The following is a 17481-nucleotide window of genomic DNA, read 5'->3' as shown; positions in this document are numbered from 1 at the left end:
TATGAAAAAAGTATTTCAATCAAAAAGCTACAGCAGTATATTTTTATGGTTGCTGGGGCTATTTTTTTCAGTGAATGTTTTTGCACAGCAAATCAAGGTTCAAGGACAAGTTAAAACAGAATCCGGCGAACCAATCATTGGAGCAAATGTCGTTGTAAAAGGTACAACAAATGGAACAATTACAGACGTTGATGGCCATTATGTACTTTCTAATGTAAATCCTAAATCAACTTTGGTGTTCTCTTTTATCGGTTATATACCCCAGGAACAACACGTTGCAGCAAAGAGTATTTTAGATATAGTCTTGCAGGAAGACAGTAAGGTACTGAATGAGGTAGTTGTTATTGGTTATGGAACAGCTAAAAAGAGTGATTTAACAGGTGCTGTTGGTTCTGTTGGAGCCAAAGATCTGAAGGATGCACCTGTGGCCAATATTGGTCAGGCTTTGCAAGGCAAAGTATCGGGTGTACAGATAAACGATGCCGGTGCTCCGGGTGATAATGTAGCTATTAAGATTCGTGGATTAGGCACTATCAACAACAGCAATCCACTGGTTGTTATCGATGGCGTGCCTACTGATCTGGGATTATCCTCTATTAACATGGTAGATGTGGAACGAGTAGACGTTCTTAAGGATGCATCAGCTACAGCCATTTATGGTTCTCGTGGAGCAAATGGTGTAGTCCTTATTTCTACAAAGAAAGGTAAAAACGGAAAAGGAATTATCGGAGTTACAGCCAACTGGAACATTCAGGATGCAACAAATGTACCCGATATGCTAAATGCAAAACAGTATGCTGCATATAGCAATGATATGTTAGGTAATGCAGGTTTGGGAACTAATCCAGCCTGGAATGATCCTTCTACTTTAGGTGTTGGAACAAACTGGCTCGATGAATTACTAAAGACAGGTGTAACACAAAATTATACTTTGAATTTCTCTGGTGGCGATGAAACCAAGCACTATTATATATCAGGTGGACTTTATGATCAAGATGGTATTGTGCGTAACACAGATTATCGTCGTTATACTTTTCAAAGCAACACCGACTTCAAACTTAATAATTGGTTGAAGCTTATTAACAATATTACATTTAGCACTGATAATAAAAATTCAGGCGATTATAGTATTGCCAATGCAATGTATGCTTTACCAACCCAAAGTATAAAAGATGAAGATGGAGGATGGTCCGGCCCAATAGGAAATGCTTATTGGTATGGCGACATTCGCAATCCGATTGGTACGGCAGAAACAACCCATAACAATACAAAAGGATATAACTTGCTGGCAAATATTTCTGCCGAAATAACTTTAGCCAAATATCTGAAGTTTAAAAGTACTTTTGGGTACGATGCTAAGTTCTGGTATGAAAATAACTTCACTCCAGCTTATGCCTGGAAACCGATTGCCGTAGCAGAATCAAGTCGTTTCCAATCAAGCAAGAAATCATTTACTTACTTATGGGATAACTATTTCACTTATGATAACTCCTTTGGCAAACACCATGTTAGTGTAATGGCTGGTACGAGTGCTCAGAATAATAAATATGATTTTATTTCTGCCCAAAAAAGTGGTTTCTTGTATGATTCTGTAAGTCAGTTGGGTAATGGTTCTACAATCAAAAGTGCTGATGGTAATCAAAATGAATGGGCAATATTCTCTTTGATGGCTCGCGCAAATTATGATTATGCTGACAAATATTTATTAACCGCTACAGTTCGTCGCGATGGATCATCTCGTTTTGGCTCCGGACATAAATATGGTATTTTCCCATCATTCTCAACAGCCTGGAGAATATCACAAGAAAGCTGGTTCCCTAAAACAAATGTTATTGATGATTTGAAATTCCGTTTTGGATATGGAATTACCGGTAATCAGGAAATTGGTAATTACAATTTTGCATCAACTTACAATACTGGTGTTTATAGCTTTGGTGGTACAACAGTAAATGCCTTGTCAACTGTTACTATGGCAAATCCAAACATTCATTGGGAAGAAGTTCGTCAAACCAATCTGGGTTTTGATCTTTCTATGTTAAATCGTCGCGTATACTTTGCCGTCGATGCTTATATAAAGAATACTTGTGATATGTTGGTAAAAGCTGCTATTCCTATTACATCCGGATTCGAAGACACAACAACAACCTTTACCAATGCCGGTAAAGTTCAGAATAAAGGTGTTGAAATGACTCTGAACACAGTTAACTTTAATGATGCATTCAAGTGGGAAACATCCGTTACTGCCACTTACAACAAAAACAAGATTGTTGACTTAAATAGTAACACTCCTTTATATCAGAATCAGTATAATAATTCTTACCTTACAATTCAGAAAGTTGGAGCTCCGATCAATGCTTTTTATGGCTATGTTACAGGAGGTATTTTCCAGACAAGTGATGAAGTTGCCAAACACGCCGTTCAGGTACAAGGTGGTACAGCTGCCGGTGATATCAAGTTTAATGATCTGAACAATGATGGTGTTATTAATGAAAACGACCGTACTATCATTGGTAATCCTAATCCAGACTGGATATTCTCCATGAATAACACATTCTCCTATAAAGGTTTCGATCTTTCAATCTTTTTACAGGGAGTTGAAGGCAATGATATTTATAATGTGAATGCTATCAGTTCCGAAGGTATGTCTGCTGCATACAACCAGACAACAGCAGTTCTTAACCGATGGACAGGAGAAGGCACCAGCTATTCAATGCCACGTGCAGTCTATGCAGATCCTAATCAAAACTGTCGTGCTTCCAATCGTTTCATTGAAAATGGCTCCTATTTGCGTATCAAGAATGTAACCTTAGGTTATACTTTCCCTCAACGATGGATTCAAAAGATGAATATTAACTCTGCCCGTATTAATATGTCTTGTGAGAACCTGGTTACATTTACTAATTACTCTGGTTTTGATCCTGAAGTTGCTATCAACGGAATTGACAGTAGCCGTTATCCATTGTCTCGTACCTTCAGCTTAGGCCTTAATGTTAACTTCTAAAGAATACTTATATGAAAAAGATTATATATTCAGCACTGATTCTAATGGGATTAACCCTTTCATCCTGCAGTGATTATTTGGATAAATACCCTTCAGATGCGGTCAGCACCAATGCAAAAATCACTGAAAATATTGCAATTGCCCTTACAAATGCCTGTTATAAGCCACTTCAGTCATCAAATCTTTATAATATGCGTATGTGGTCGCTTGATATTATAGGAAGCAATAGCAATGTAGGTGCCGGCGGAGGTACTGATGGTATTGAAACAGTTCAGGCTGCAAACTTCACAGCAACAAGTGACAATGGTTTTGCACTATATGTCTGGCGCAGTCCCTGGGTGGGAATTGCTCAGTGTAATACATTATTGCAGAGTGTTGCAAATGCTGATATTAATGAAGATATCAAGAATCGCTGCATGGGCGAAGCTTACTTCCTGCGTGCACATTACTATTTTATTCTGGCTCAGTTGTTCGGAGGTGTTCCTGTGGAGACTGCTCCCCACGATGCTAGCCAGGGTACTGATATTGCCCGTAATACATTGGATGAAACTTATGCACAGATTATTTCAGACTGTCAGAATGCAATCAATCTTTTACCCGAGAAGAAGAGTTACAGCTCAACGGATTTAGGACGTGCCTGCAAAGATGCAGCATGCACTCAGCTGGCAAAGGTATATTTGGTATTAGCCCCCAATCATACAGAATATTATCAGATGGTTGCAGATCTTTGCGATCAGGTTACAAGCATGGGATATGATCTGAGCGGTTACAAATATGCAGATAACTTTGGTATAAAGGCCAATAATGGTGCCGAATCCATTTTTGAAATTCAATATACAGGAGATACTTCCTACAATTTCTGGGGTACAGATGGTCAGTCATCATGGTTGAGTACCTTTATGGGCCCTCGTAATTCTGGTATTGTTGCCGGAGGTTATGGTTGGAACCAGCCAACAAAGGAATTTGTAGATTCTTATGAAACGGGGGATTTGCGTAAAGATGTTACTGTCCTTTATTCAGGCTGTCCTGATTTTGATGGTATTGCTTATGATCCTTCATGGTCTTACACAGGTTACAATGTGCGTAAGTTCCTAGTTAGCAAAAAAGATTCTCCAGAATATAACACTAACCCAAGCAACTTTGTAGTTTATCGTTATGCAGATATTCTTCTTATGAAAGCTGAAGCTTTGAATGAAATGGGCAAAACAACAGCTGCCGAAACTCCGTTGAACATTGTTCGCAAGCGTGCTGGTCTGGCTAATATTAGTGGAAAGTCTCAGTCGGATATGCGAGAAGTGATTATACACGAACGTCGCATGGAGTTTGCTTTTGAATGTCAGCGCTGGTTCGACCTGATCCGTATCGGGAAAAATGGTGAATATGCTATCAACTACCTGAAATCTATTGGAAAGACAAATGTTACTAAAGACCGTCTGTTACTACCTATCCCTCAGACAGAAATGGATAGCAATAATGCAATGGTGCAAAATCCAGGTTATTAATCACTCATAGATATTATCAAAATAAGAAAATATGAAAAAAATATATAGCATATTATTAGTCCTTGCTGGGTGTTTAGCATTTTCAGCATGCAGTGATAATTTGATGGAACTCAACAAAGGTGAGGAAGAGCTTGCTCTGACTGTCAGTGCAACCAACGTCGCTCTTAATGAAAATAATGCTGCCGGCGATGGTATTACTTTCAATTGGACAACCGGTACCAATAAAGGAACCAATGCAGCAATCAGCTATACCCTTGAAATCGATAAAGCAGGTAACAACTTTACCAAAGCTTATTACGTAGATCTTGGTCAGCAGGTTTATTCTCTGAAATATACCGTTGAAGATTTGAATGAGATTATTACCAAAGAACTGGGTGTAGATTACAATAAATCCGCTGATCTGGAAGCACGCATCACGGCAACTGTTGCCGATGCCAATGTTGAAGTACAAACAGCAAAAACAAGTTTCGCTGCTACTACTTATAAGCCAGTATCTTCTACTTTATATCTTATTGGCAGTGCAACTCCCAACGGATTTAATGCAGATAATGCAGCCGCAATGCAACGAACTACAAATGGTATTTTTACCTGGAGTGGCAACCTGAATAAAGGAACCTTTAAGTTTATTACAACATTAGGCAGCTTTATACCTTCCTATAACCGCGATGCTGCATCGAGTGATTTGAAACTGATTTACCGTAGTTCCTTTGATAACCCAGATGAACAATTCTCTATTGATGAAGCTGGTTATTACACAATTAAAGTAAACCTTTTAAATCTTTCTATTTCTGTGGTAAAGAGCGCAACAGCAGTTCCTCCGTATAGTAAGATCTGGTTTGTCGGATCATTCTCCAGTTGGAATTTTACAGAAATGACACAAGATCCTGCCAATCCGTTTATTTTCCGTTACGGAGCTGTCTTTAACTGGAATGATGGCGGTGAGTTTAAATTTGCAACAGCCCAAGGCTGGAATAACATGTATCATCCTACTACTGCAAATGCGCCTTATACATGGACTGCTGTAAAACTTGACGATACTGGTGATAACAAGTGGTCAATGACGCAGAGTCAGTGTGGCAAGGCATACAAGATTGCTCTTGATATTACTCCAGGCAAAGAATCAATGGTTATGACCGAGTTTACTCCTTATGCAGGTATTTATATGGTTGGCGACGCTACCCCTAATGGATGGAGTATAGATAATGCAACAGCTATGACGGCAGTAGATGCTTACACCTTTACCTGGACAGGAAACCTGACAGCTGGCGATATTAAGTTCACATGTGATAAGCAAGGTGACTGGATGGGTGCCTGGTTTATGGCAACTGCTGATGGTAAAGCCTTGACTGATGGTACAGAGAATATAACTTTTGTTGATAAGCATATTGCAGGGAATGGAGATATTGACCGGAAATGGAAAGTAAGTACAGCAGGTAAATATACTATTTTACTGAACCAGTTAACAGAGAAAATGACAGTTACTAAGAATTAATAACTATACCAATGAGAATTAACAGAACAATTATATCTTTATTATTTGTGTGTCTGGTTCCTTTAAATGGATCTTGTTCCAGTGGAGAAGGCTCCACCGGAACTGGTGGTGATACGCCTGAACAAAATGTTACTTTTGTAACATTATCAACAGACAAAGCGTGTTATTCACCGGGAGAGACAGTTACGTTTACTTCTAGCAGCTTGCCATCTTCAGCCAAAGCGGCATACTACTATTTGGGTGATAAGTTAAGCGAACAGCCACTCTCTTCTACAACATGGAACTGGACTGCCCCGTCTACCGATTATCGTGGTTATATGGTTAAAGTATATACTACAACCAGTGACGGAAAAGAAACAGTTTTAGGTTCTATTGCCGTAGATGTATCAAGTGACTGGACACAGTTTCCTCGTTATGGATTTCTTTCCAATTTCGATGACATGTCAACTTCAGCTATCAACTCTGTTATTACCAGTTTGAAGCGTTATCATATCAATGGATTGCAATTCTACGACTGGCAGTACAAGCACCACAAACCCTTAGCTGGCACTCCGGATAAACCGGACAATAACTGGACAGATATTGCAAACCGCAACACATCGCTTACTACGGTAAAAAACTATATTTCAGCTGCTCATAAAGCGGGCATGAAAACAATGTTCTATAACTTATGTTACGGAGTACTTTCCGATGCGGCTTCTGATGGTGCAGAAACTTCATGGAATCTGTATAAAGACCGTAATCACAGCAACCGCGATGTTTGCTCTTTGAGTGCTCCTATGTTTAAGAGTTCGATCTATCTGGTCGATCCCAATAATACAGGTTGGCAAAACTATCTGGCAAAACAGAATAATGATGTTTATTCAGTTTTTGATTTTGACGGATATCATATTGATCAGTTGGGCGATCGTGGTGCTGACTATGATTACAATGGAAATGCTATTGATATGGCAGCCGGCTTTAAGTCATTCATTCAGGCTATGAAGGCAAAACACCCCGGCAAACGATTGGTAATGAATGCTGTTGCCCGGTATGGACAGCAAAAAATTGCCGAAAGTGGTAATGTAGACTTCCTGTATAATGAGGTTTGGAGTAATGATGCAAATTATTCTTCGTTGAAAGATATTATTGACGAAAACAGCTCCTATGGAAATTATAAAACTGTGTTTGCTGCTTATATGAATTATGATAAGGCCAATAGCAAAGGTTATTTCAACACTCCGGGAGTTATTTTAGCTGATGCAGTTATGTTTGCGTTGGGCGGATCACACCTCGAGATGGGTGAACACATGCTTGGCAAGGAATATTTCCCGAACAGCAATCTTCAGATGGACGGCACTCTTCAAAAAGCAATGGTCAGCTATTATGATTTTCTTACCGGTTATGAGAATCTGTTGCGTAACGGTGGCTTATTTTCTACGGTCGACCTCAGTTGCACTAATGGAAAGATGAATGTATCGGCATGGCCTCCATCAACAGGAAATGTGTCCGTATTGGCTAAAAAGGTGAATAGTAAATGCGAAGTGATTCATCTTATCAATCTCTCCAATGCCAATTATTTCAGTTGGCGAGATCTGGACGGAAGTATGCCCGAACCCTCTTTGATTTCTACTCCTTCTTTGAGATTAAAAGAGACGAATACCATTAAGAGAATATGGTTTGCATCACCGGACATTGATGGTGGAGTAAGTCAGGAGGTAGAATTTCATCAGAGTGCAGCCAGTGTAACCTTTAAGTTACCATCATTGAAATACTGGGACATGATTGTTGTTGAATATCAATAATCAGCCTCCTAATATCAGTAAACATTATGAATAAATTACAGATAGGTATTATGTTTTTGTTTGCTGTATGTTTGTCCTCTTGCTCATCACTGAGCAAGCAGGACAACATCCTCACCACTCAAAAATATAAATGGTACTCAGATCGGATTGTTCAAGGCAATTATACAGGAAAAGCACTTTCAGGCACAGCGCTGGAATCAAATTATCAAAGTCCTGTCAATTTGTACAAACCGGCTCTCATTCATTTTAAATTTGCCATAAACGGTAAAGACAACGAAATGCCCTCGGGGCAAGATCATAGTTTTATTTGCAAAGCCATCAGTGGAAAGTCAGAGACTCCGGTTATCAAATTTGGTGAGTTGCTCAAAGCAAATAAGCAGGAAGCGGAGGGAGTAATTCTTCAGCAAAACACAGAATTAACCATCCGTCTGGATATGCGCGAAATGCAGAAAGCCTTCAATAGTCAGGGATATTACGTAACCCGTACAGGACAGAAAATCTATAAGGAAGATTTTAAAGGAGTGTATGTAGCAGGTGATGCCGATCCGCTGATATGGGATTTTGATAATCTGGTAAATCACCCCATCCTGCAATTGACCGATGAAGATGGAGATGGAATTTATGAAACCAGACTCACCTTGAATGATACAAGCAAACAACGCGGAGGCATTTTCCGATGGTCGCTAAAGAATGATATTTCGGCTTGTCCTCAGTTGAAAGCTCCCACAAAACTTGAGAATGCTATTTACAATCTGGCACTGGATGAAATGCAAAACGCCATCGAAAAGGATAGTACTTTGCGAACCGGTAAAGAATGGCCCGGGGTGTGGACTCGTGATGTAAGTTACAGCATTATCTTAAGTATGGCATATATGCAGCCCAAAGTTTCAATGAACAGTTTGATGCGGAAAGTCAATTCCCGCGGACGGATTATTCAGGACACGGGAACTGGTGGTGCATGGCCATGTTCCAGCGACCGGATGGTATGGGCTATTGCAGCTTACGAAATTTATAAAGTAACGGGAGACCAACAATGGTTGAAAACCATCTACCCTATCATAAAAAATTCCTTGGAAGACGACTTTGAAACAGTTTATAATCCAAGAAATGGTTTGATGATGGGAGAATCTTCATTCATTGACTGGCGCGAGCAAAGTTACCCCAGATGGATGCAGCCGGCTGATATTTATCAATCGGAATGTATTGGCACCAATGCAGTTCATTATCAGGCATTAAATGTATTTAGCCATATAGCAAAGCTTTTAGGTCAGGCAGAAGTATCCAAGCAATATGCACAGAAAGCTTTAGCATTAAAAGAGGCTATCAATAAAAATCTGTGGATGGCAGATAAAGGTTATTATGCACAATATCTTTATGGCAGAAACAATTACATCAAATCACCCAAAAGTGAATCGTTGGGTGAAGCATTAGCAGTTTTGTTTGATGTAACCTCTCCCGAACAAGCAAAGCAAGTGACCGAGAATAATCCGGTTGTTCCTTTTGGTGCGCCCATCTTTTATCCTCAAATTGCCGATATGCCGCCTTACCACAACAATGCCGTGTGGCCTTTTGTTTCGTCCTACTGGATGCATGCCTCTGCAAAAGGAGGAAATGAAGCCGGAGTGATGCAGGCTATTGGCAGTATTTATCGTGCGGCGGCTCTGTTCTGCACCAATAAAGAGAATTTCGTAGCCGAATCCGGTGATTTTCTGGGTACGCAGATCAATTCCAGCAATATGTTGTGGAGCTTGTCCGGCAACCTCAGCATCACTCATCGCCTGCTTTTCGGTATTCGATTCGGGGATAATCAGTTGAGCTTCTCTCCGTTCGTACCCAAAGCCTTGAAAGGAAAACGTCAATTAACCGGCTTTCCTTATCGAAATGCAATGCTGGATATATCTTTGGAAGGTTATGGAAATAAGATAAAGTCATTTCTCATTGATGGAAAAGAGAGTGAACCCGTGATCAATGCAAACCTCACCGGACATCATTCAGTTAAGATTGTAATGGCAGGCAATGAATTTCAACCCATGAAAATCAACCTTGTAGAAAATGCTTCATCACCATTAATGCCTGTTGTACAGTTGAATGAAGACAAATTACAATGGCAGCCCATTGAAAGTGCAGTGAAGTATGAAGTCTATAAAGACGGAAAGTTATGGAAAGAGACTTCAGATTGTTCCATTTTTTTAGGAGATGAAAAAGGAGAACTCCAGGTTGCAGCAATTCAAAAAGGCGGCTTCACCTCTTTTGCCAGCGAACCGGTTCAAATATTCCCTTCGCAGATTTATGAGGTTGAGCAGTTCGCCCCGAAGTCCTCAGCCAATTACCAGGGATATAAAGGCGATGGCTTTGTTGAAATTAATAAGAAAGAAAACACTAACATTGAAATCGATATAACGATAAGTGCAGAAGGCAATTATACATTCGACTGGCGTTATGCCAATGGTAATGGTCCTACCAATACCGAAAATGAATGTGCAATCCGTACCCTCTTTATCGATGGACAAAAAGCCGGAGTTAGTATATTTCCTCAAAGAGGAAAGCATGAGTGGAGCAACTGGGGATGGAGTAACCCTCTTCCAATTCATCTTTCGGCCGGAAAGCATATAATATCCCTAACCTATATGCCATATAATGAGAACATGAATCTTGTTATCAATCAGGCAATGCTTGATGAGCTTCGTGTTACTAAGCTTAATTAAGTTGATTAAAATGGGGAGCTACCTGATTTTTGAGGATAGCTCCCCATTTATTATACACATTTGGCTGGCATTATATTTTATTGCTCCTTCTGCTTTAGATATAATTAAAATAGCTTTTTGCCGTTTAAAATATTAATTCCAAATTCTTTTGCTACACAACTCTGCTTGAATGGATTGATTTTTTGAACTGTGCCGTCATATTTAAAAAACGAACCTGTGTTTTTAAACCAAAAGGTTTTTCCGGCCTTAACACATTGCTCCCGAATATCTAATACCCAATCGTAATTACACACACGAGCTTCTCGTCCTGTTTCTCCACCTACGGTAACATGCTCAATTCCGTCAAGATAAGCCGATATATCAATAGCGCCCAAAAGTGGTGAAGCTGCTATAAATCTCCTTTTAATGGGATAGGATAGAAACAAAGGCAGTCTATAATCAGCTGATTCCTGATTTTCAATTGTGCACCCTATATTCACATTATCATATCCATCACCCCAATCGTTTGGGAGAGAAATATTAAAGCGGTCAATGCGTTTAGTTATAATCAAAAAGTCAAGTTCGGGTCGTTTCTTTATCATTTCCCAAGCTTCTTTACGCCATTCATCAGCTTCAGCAATAAAAAAATCGCTTGCGAAACAAGTCGCAACAATCTTTCCGCTTTGAATTTTATATATACCCTTTGTCGTTTTAGCTATAGGTTTATCAAATTCGTTCGTTTTATATACATTATTTTGTCCGAAACGTTTTGAGAAAGGACCATAGAAATAGCAGTAAGTGCAACCATCGCTTATTTTATAACAACCTGTCCACGGTTCCCAATTCATATTACTGTGCAGCTAAAGGTGTAAAAAACTCAATTAAATTTTCTTCCGGGTCCCGCAAGTGAACAACTCTCATCCCCCAGTCGGGCATATCAGTCGGTTCATTAATAAAGTTAATGCCTTTTTCTAAAAAAGCTCGATAGGTATCATCCACATTCTCTACTTCAAAAACAACCATTGATTTTTCCCTGTAACCAATCGGCTGTGTTTTTTCAACATTTCCAACAGCTGGAGCCATATAATCAGAAACAAAAATGGCAAATCCTTCAATCCCGTCTGCCACTTTAAATGAAGCATAACATCCGTTTTCATCTCCCCAAAGTGGTTCAAATCCTAATTGTTCTGTGTAAAATTTAAAGCACTTTTTGTAGTCTTTGACTAATAATCTCACGTTACTGAATTTCATAAATATTCAATTTAAATTTGTTTTTATATTATTGAATATGAACCATATATATACTACTATATTTATTGCAAACCACTTTTTTGATTTGATTAAACCCTTTGATGGTTATATGCTTATTAATTTCAATTGTTTCATTTTTTGTTCCCAAAGGTAAAAATCTTATTTATATTAACAACATCTTTTTTGACTAATTTCACCCAATATTACAGTTTCAAGGTAGTTCTTCCATTCTCAAGTTGCCCACCATTAGAATTATCTGATTTCTTTCTAAGCGAGCGGGTACGTTTAATAGTTTTTGCTTTGATTGGAGCCTTTAGAAGGAGGGACATTGTTGTTATGGCTATCCTTTTGAATACCAGCATTAATATATAGTTGCTATTTGAGTTGACGATGCAAAATATCTATCTTAATTCCTTGCACATATAATGTTTATCTCAGGAAGTATACATCTTTACATAGGATAGACAGGATAACTGATATATCAATCAATCTTTCTTCCACAGGATAAAAAAACAAGATGATATTTTTAAAAGAAACTTTTTATAACAAAGTTTATCAATGATATTTTAACTGGTTACACATAATAATAACCTTCTCAAGAAAATTAAAAATCCACAAATTGATCTAGCAATCTAGCACCACCCGCATAACAAATTGACTATAACCACATTACCCCCGCTAGATCAAACCTAATTGATCTAGCAGTGATCTAGCGATCTAGCGCTTTGGCAGACAAATCATATACAGCCCAGACAACTTATCACAGAAAAACAGTTAATAAACAACACCTTAACCAACCTATACAAGGATTAACAATAAGCAAAGTCAACCATATCAAGACGAGACAAGGTGCTAGATTGCTAGATCAACGCTAGATCAAATTATTTTAATCTAGCACCTCTATCATACTTATAAACAACAACTTAAAGGCTTACTGCTAGATTGCTAGATCAATTTCGCAAAATTAAAATTTATGTAGTGATTCGGCAGGTTATGAAATCCTATTCCGGCTTTCCGGAAACGTCCAACGGGAGTTTACTCAAACTCCCGAGTGACTTTTTTTATCTCAGGCGGGAGGTTGATGCAATGTTGTACAAAACAATTATATCTTCTGTACAAAAGAATTAATTGTTTTGTACAGAAGAATGCATTCTTTTGTACAAGAATACACAAACATCCGGAATAGTTTTTGAAAAGACAAACCGGAGTTTTACTAAACTCCGGCGTGATACATCTTAAAACAACATGCAAACTTGCGCCTATTGTTCGACAATATTTTTAGAAATAAAATTCGCCTATTAAATATTATTTATATTTGTATTTCTAATAAAATATAGCATCTACCTAGGTAAATAGGCTGTTTTAATTGTATATAGAAATGTATTAATCCTGAAACCTTTTAAAAAATTATATGAAGAAATTAGTTTTAGCAGGAATGATGGGCTTGTTTACTTGTCTTCCAAGTCAGCTACTAAAAGCACAACCTGCACCATGTGGTCCGGTGCCCGATCAGCGTCAGTTAAAATGGCAGGAAATGGAGATGTATGCTTTTATCCATTTCAGTATGAACACGTTTACGGATATGGAATGGGGATATGGCGACAAAGATCCTAAGCTGTTCAATCCTACTCAACTGGATTGCCGTCAATGGGCTCGCATTTGCAAGGAGGCGGGATTCAAGGGGATTATTCTCACAACTAAACACCACGACGGATTTTGCTTGTGGCCTTCCAAATACACCAACTATTCGGTAAAAGCTTCTCCATGGAAGAATGGCAAAGGCGATGTTATTGCTGAACTTCGTAAGGCGTGTGATGAGTATGGGCTGAAACTTGGTCTTTACCTTTCTCCGTGGGATCGCAATAGTGCAGTGTATGGCTCTCCCGATTATATTACTTATTTCCGCAATCAACTAAAGGAGATTCTGACTAATTACGGGGATATCTTCGAAATGTGGTTTGACGGTGCCAATGGTGGAACGGGGTATTACGGCGGAGCCAACGAGCAACGAACCATAGATCGCAAGACTTATTATGACTGGCCAAATACGTATAAGTTGGTTTATTCTCTTCAGCCAAATATTATGTTATTTAGTGATGCTGGCCCCGATTGCCGTTGGTGCGGAACGGAAGAAGGTTGGGTAGGAGAAACAAACTGGAGTACATTGAGACGTGATGAGGTGTGGCCGGGATGGCCGCTGTATGAACAACTTCGCAACGGACACGAAGATGGTAATTACTGGGTTCCGGCGGAGGTGAACACTTCCATTCGTCCGGGATGGTTCTACCATGCTTCGGAAGATTCAAAGGTTAAGACTCCTCAGCAACTGGTTGAACTGTATTATAACTCCATAGGGCGCAACGGTAATATGATTCTGAATCTGCCGGTGGATCGTCGCGGTCTTGTGAATGAAATAGATGAGAAGTCTTTGCTTGAATTTGCACGGATTATCAGAAAAGAGCTTGCCAACGATCTCGCGAAGGGAAAAATGGTTACAGCTTCTAATGTTCGTGAAAAGTCTAAAAGTTATGCTGCACGCAATGTTGTTGACGGAGATAACAAGACTTACTGGGCAACTGATGACGGGGTAACCAACGCTACGTTGACTCTCGACTTTAAGAAGAACACTACTTTCAACCGGGTTTTGTTGCGTGAGTACATTGCACTCGGACAACGTGTTAAGGCATTCACCGTTGATGCTTATCAGAATGGCAGCTGGAAAGAGGTGGCCAAAGCAACAACCATTGGTAACAAACGCATCTTGCGTATTCCATCGACTACGGCTTCTAAAATTCGTATTCATATTACAGATTCGAAGGCTTGCCCTTTAATTTCTACTTTGTCTGTTTACAATGCTCCGGTGGAAGCACAAAGCAACAATAGCGAAAAGGGTAAACTGAATATCACTAAGAACTGGAAGATTCTGAATGGTGATGCAACTGCTTCTGCTGCTATTGATGGCAATCCTGCTACCGTGTATATACAGCAAAGTAATCTGCCTCACGAATTGATCATCGATTTACAAAAAGACGCTCAGATTTCAGAGTTTACCTATACTCCAGATAAAAAAGTAGGAGCTAAAGGGGTGATCTTCAATTACAAATTTTCTGTTTCTGCCGACGGGAAGAATTGGGAAACGGTATCTGAAGGTGAGTTCTCGAACATAAAGAACAATCCGATTCCTCAGACAAAGTACTTCCAGAAGAAAAAAGTACGATTTGTGAAGCTTACAGCATTAAGTAATACGGATGGCACTCAAGAGGCCGGATATGCAGAAATAGAAGTAAAGTAACTCATTAAATACAAAAAACACAGAAACTTATAAAAGTCATGCTAAATAAAAAAATAAGAGTTTGCCTGCTGGTTGCGTTAATTATGATTGGCATACCAACAATAGCAAAAAACACAGTGTCTATCGTTCCAAAACCTCTTTCTATGGAAGAAGGTTCCGGTGTATTCAACCTTAAAAGCGGACAAACCATAACTGCTACTGCCGCAAGTCTGCGCCCTGCAGCCGAATATCTGCAACAGGTAATTGGTGCAGCAGCTGGGACTTCATTGAAAGTGAGCAATAGCAAAAATAGTGTGATACAGATTTCTCTGGATAGCTCTCTGCCAAAAGCCGGTGCTTACCGATTGAAGGTAACTGCAAAGAGTATTAAGATTGAAGGGAAAGATTATCAGGGAGTAATTGCCGGTATCGCCACTCTGCGACAATTATTGCAGGGACGTACAATTCCCGAAGTAAAGATAGAGGACTCTCCTGCTCTTCCATGGAGAGGTTTTATGCTCGACTCTTCCCGCCACTTCTGGAGCAAAGCTGAAGTAAAAAGGGTACTCGACTTAATGGCTCTTTATAAACTGAATAAGTTTCACTGGCATCTTACCGATGATCAGGGATGGCGCATTGAAATAAAGAAATATCCTTTGCTTACTGAGAAAGGTGCGTGGAGACATTTCAATAATCAAGACCGCGATTGCCAGAAATTTGAGAAAAAATATGAGAACTCGGACTTCCACTTGCCGGAAGCAAAAATGCAGATTCAGGGAACAGATACTCTTTACGGCGGGTTCTATACTCAGGATGATATTCGTGAAGTGGTAGCTTACGCAACACAACGAGGTATCGACATTATTCCCGAAATAGATATGCCGGGACATTTTATGGCAGCTATCAGCAATTATCCGGATGTGGCCTGCACAGGCATGGTTGGATGGGGAACTACTTTCTCCTCTCCTATCTGTCCGGGAAAAGATTCGTCACTGGAATTTTGCAAGAATGTGTATCGCGAAGTGATGCAGTTATTCCCTTATCAATACATTCATCTGGGTGCCGACGAAGTAGAGAAAACCAACTGGAAGAAGTGCCCCGACTGTCAGCGCAGAATGAAGGAGCAAGGATTGAATACTCCTGAGCAATTGCAGGCATGGTTCGTTCACAACATGGAAAAGTTCTTTAACGAGAATGGTCGCCGCATGATAGGTTGGGACGAAATTCTGGAAGGTGGTCTGTCTAAAACGGCAACCATTACCTGGTGGCGTACCTGGGCTCCGAATGCTGTTCCACAGGCTACTGCACAAGGCAATCAGGCTATTTTGTGTCCTAACGGTGCATTCTATCTGGATAACTGGGAAGACAAGAATTCAATGTCAACTCTTTATAACTACAATCCACTGCTCGAAGGATTGTCTGATGCTCAGAAGCAGAATATCATTGGAGCGCAATGTAACTTATGGACGGAATCGGTGCCAACCATTAAAAGAGTTGAATATCTGTTGTTCCCCCGACTGGTTGCTTTCAGTGAGATGGTTTGGCTGCCAGCAGAGAAAAAGAATGAAAAGGATTTCCTAAACCGACTTCCTGCACAATTGAAATTACTGGAAGCTGAGAAGGTGAACTACCGTGTTCCAGATTTAGGCGGTTTCTATGAAACAAATGCATTTATTGATAGCAAGACATTAAATCTGACTTGTCTGAAGCCAAATGTAGAGATTCGTTATACCACTGATGGCAAGAATCCGACAAGAAGTTCTGCCCTCTATAATGGTCCGATAACTATTGATCAATCCACAGATTATATTTTCCGTACTTTCCGTGCCGACGGAACTCCATCCGAAGCTGTAAAAGCGAAGTTCATCAAGATGGATTATTCTCCGGCTACTCCGGCCACTATTCAGGGAAGTGGACTGAAAGCTACCTGGCACGAATATGTTGGGGAACGTTGCCGTGAAATAGAGGCTGCTCCTGTAAATGGAGAGTATCAGGTTTCCACTGTCTCCATCCCGAAAGAAGTAAAAGGTAATATCGGCCTGGTACTAACCGGCTATCTGAATGTTCCTGCAGATGGAATCTACACCTTTGCATTGCTATCAGACGATGGCAGCACAATGGAAGTGGACGGCCAGCTGATTCTTGATAATGATGGTGGTCACTCTCCGAAAGAGATCACTTCTCAAATGGCATTGTCAAAAGGTCTGCATCCAGTAAAGATCCTCTATTTTGATCATAACGGCGGCACACTTAAAATGAGTACTTACAATTATAAAGGTGACAAGATTGAATGGCCTGCTGAATGGTTGAAGCATTAAAACTTATTATCGTAAAATATATAAGAATAGCCTTAGCAGAGTATCTCCACTCTGTTAAGGCTATTCTTTTTAATCGATATGCTATATAAAACAGCCTAAGCCTTATAATCAAAAATCACAATATTTTGTGATTATTAAACAAAGCTTCATTAACGGGAAACGATTTTCTACTAAAATC

General features: G+C 39.7%; 10 protein-coding genes. 7 read left to right on the top strand and 3 right to left on the bottom strand.

Translation table 11 applies throughout. The annotated features are described in order from the left end of the window. Position 1 precedes the first annotated feature (1 nt). From BUC21_RS14245 to BUC21_RS14225, 5 genes are read left to right on the top strand one after another with little or no spacing between them, the layout of a single operon-like run. Complete coding sequence (locus BUC21_RS14245; RefSeq protein ID WP_073403613.1) at positions 2 to 3001, top strand: SusC/RagA family TonB-linked outer membrane protein; 3000 nt, start codon at positions 2 to 4, stop codon at positions 2999 to 3001. 11 nt (positions 3002 to 3012) lie between these two features. Continuing rightward, a complete protein-coding gene (locus tag BUC21_RS14240) occupies positions 3013 to 4503 on the top strand; it encodes a RagB/SusD family nutrient uptake outer membrane protein (protein WP_073403612.1) in 1491 nt (496 codons plus the stop codon). Positions 4504 to 4534: 31 nt separating this feature from the next. After that, entirely contained in the window at positions 4535 to 5995 is a 1461-nt protein-coding gene (locus BUC21_RS14235) for a SusE domain-containing protein (RefSeq protein ID WP_073403611.1), read from the top strand. An 11-nt stretch (positions 5996 to 6006) separates the two neighbouring features. Continuing rightward, positions 6007 to 7779 (top strand): endo-dextranase, encoded by a 1773-nt coding sequence (locus tag BUC21_RS14230; protein ID WP_073403610.1) that lies wholly within the window; start codon positions 6007 to 6009, stop codon positions 7777 to 7779. A gap of 26 nt (positions 7780 to 7805) precedes the next feature. Then, a complete protein-coding gene (locus BUC21_RS14225) occupies positions 7806 to 10484 on the top strand; it encodes an alpha-L-rhamnosidase-related protein (protein WP_073403608.1) in 2679 nt (892 codons plus the stop codon). Positions 10485 to 10588: 104 nt separating this feature from the next. On the opposite strand, the gene BUC21_RS14220 is transcribed toward BUC21_RS14225, so the two are convergent. The 3 genes from BUC21_RS14220 to BUC21_RS16490 all read right to left on the bottom strand — a co-directional run bounded on the left by BUC21_RS14220 (position 10589) and on the right by BUC21_RS16490 (position 12076). After that, positions 10589 to 11311 (bottom strand): DUF5131 family protein, encoded by a 723-nt coding sequence (locus tag BUC21_RS14220; protein WP_073403607.1) that lies wholly within the window; start codon positions 11309 to 11311, stop codon positions 10589 to 10591. Between the two features lies 1 nt (position 11312). Next, the gene (locus BUC21_RS14215; RefSeq protein ID WP_073403605.1) at positions 11313 to 11714 is read right to left on the bottom strand and encodes a VOC family protein; all 402 of its coding nucleotides are present in this window, start codon (positions 11712 to 11714) and stop codon (positions 11313 to 11315) included. A 203-nt stretch (positions 11715 to 11917) separates the two neighbouring features. Beyond that, a complete protein-coding gene (locus BUC21_RS16490; protein ID WP_175550528.1) occupies positions 11918 to 12076 on the bottom strand; it encodes a hypothetical protein in 159 nt (52 codons plus the stop codon). A 1049-nt stretch (positions 12077 to 13125) separates the two neighbouring features. Here BUC21_RS16490 and BUC21_RS14210 point away from each other — a divergent pair. Next, positions 13126 to 15006, top strand: coding sequence for an alpha-L-fucosidase (locus BUC21_RS14210; RefSeq protein ID WP_083547717.1), 1881 nt, complete (start codon positions 13126 to 13128; stop codon positions 15004 to 15006). A 38-nt stretch (positions 15007 to 15044) separates the two neighbouring features. Beyond that, positions 15045 to 17303 carry a family 20 glycosylhydrolase gene (locus BUC21_RS14205; protein WP_073403603.1) on the top strand — a complete coding sequence of 753 codons (2259 nt, stop codon included), beginning with the start codon at positions 15045 to 15047 and terminating at the stop codon, positions 17301 to 17303. Positions 17304 to 17481: the final 178 nt, after the last annotated feature.

The sequence above is a fragment of the Bacteroides luti genome (assembly GCF_900128905.1).
In the GTDB taxonomy this organism is placed as follows: domain Bacteria; phylum Bacteroidota; class Bacteroidia; order Bacteroidales; family Bacteroidaceae; genus Bacteroides; species Bacteroides luti.
The sequence above is the reverse complement of the archived record's forward strand: the minus strand, read 5'-3'. Positions and strand labels throughout refer to the sequence as shown.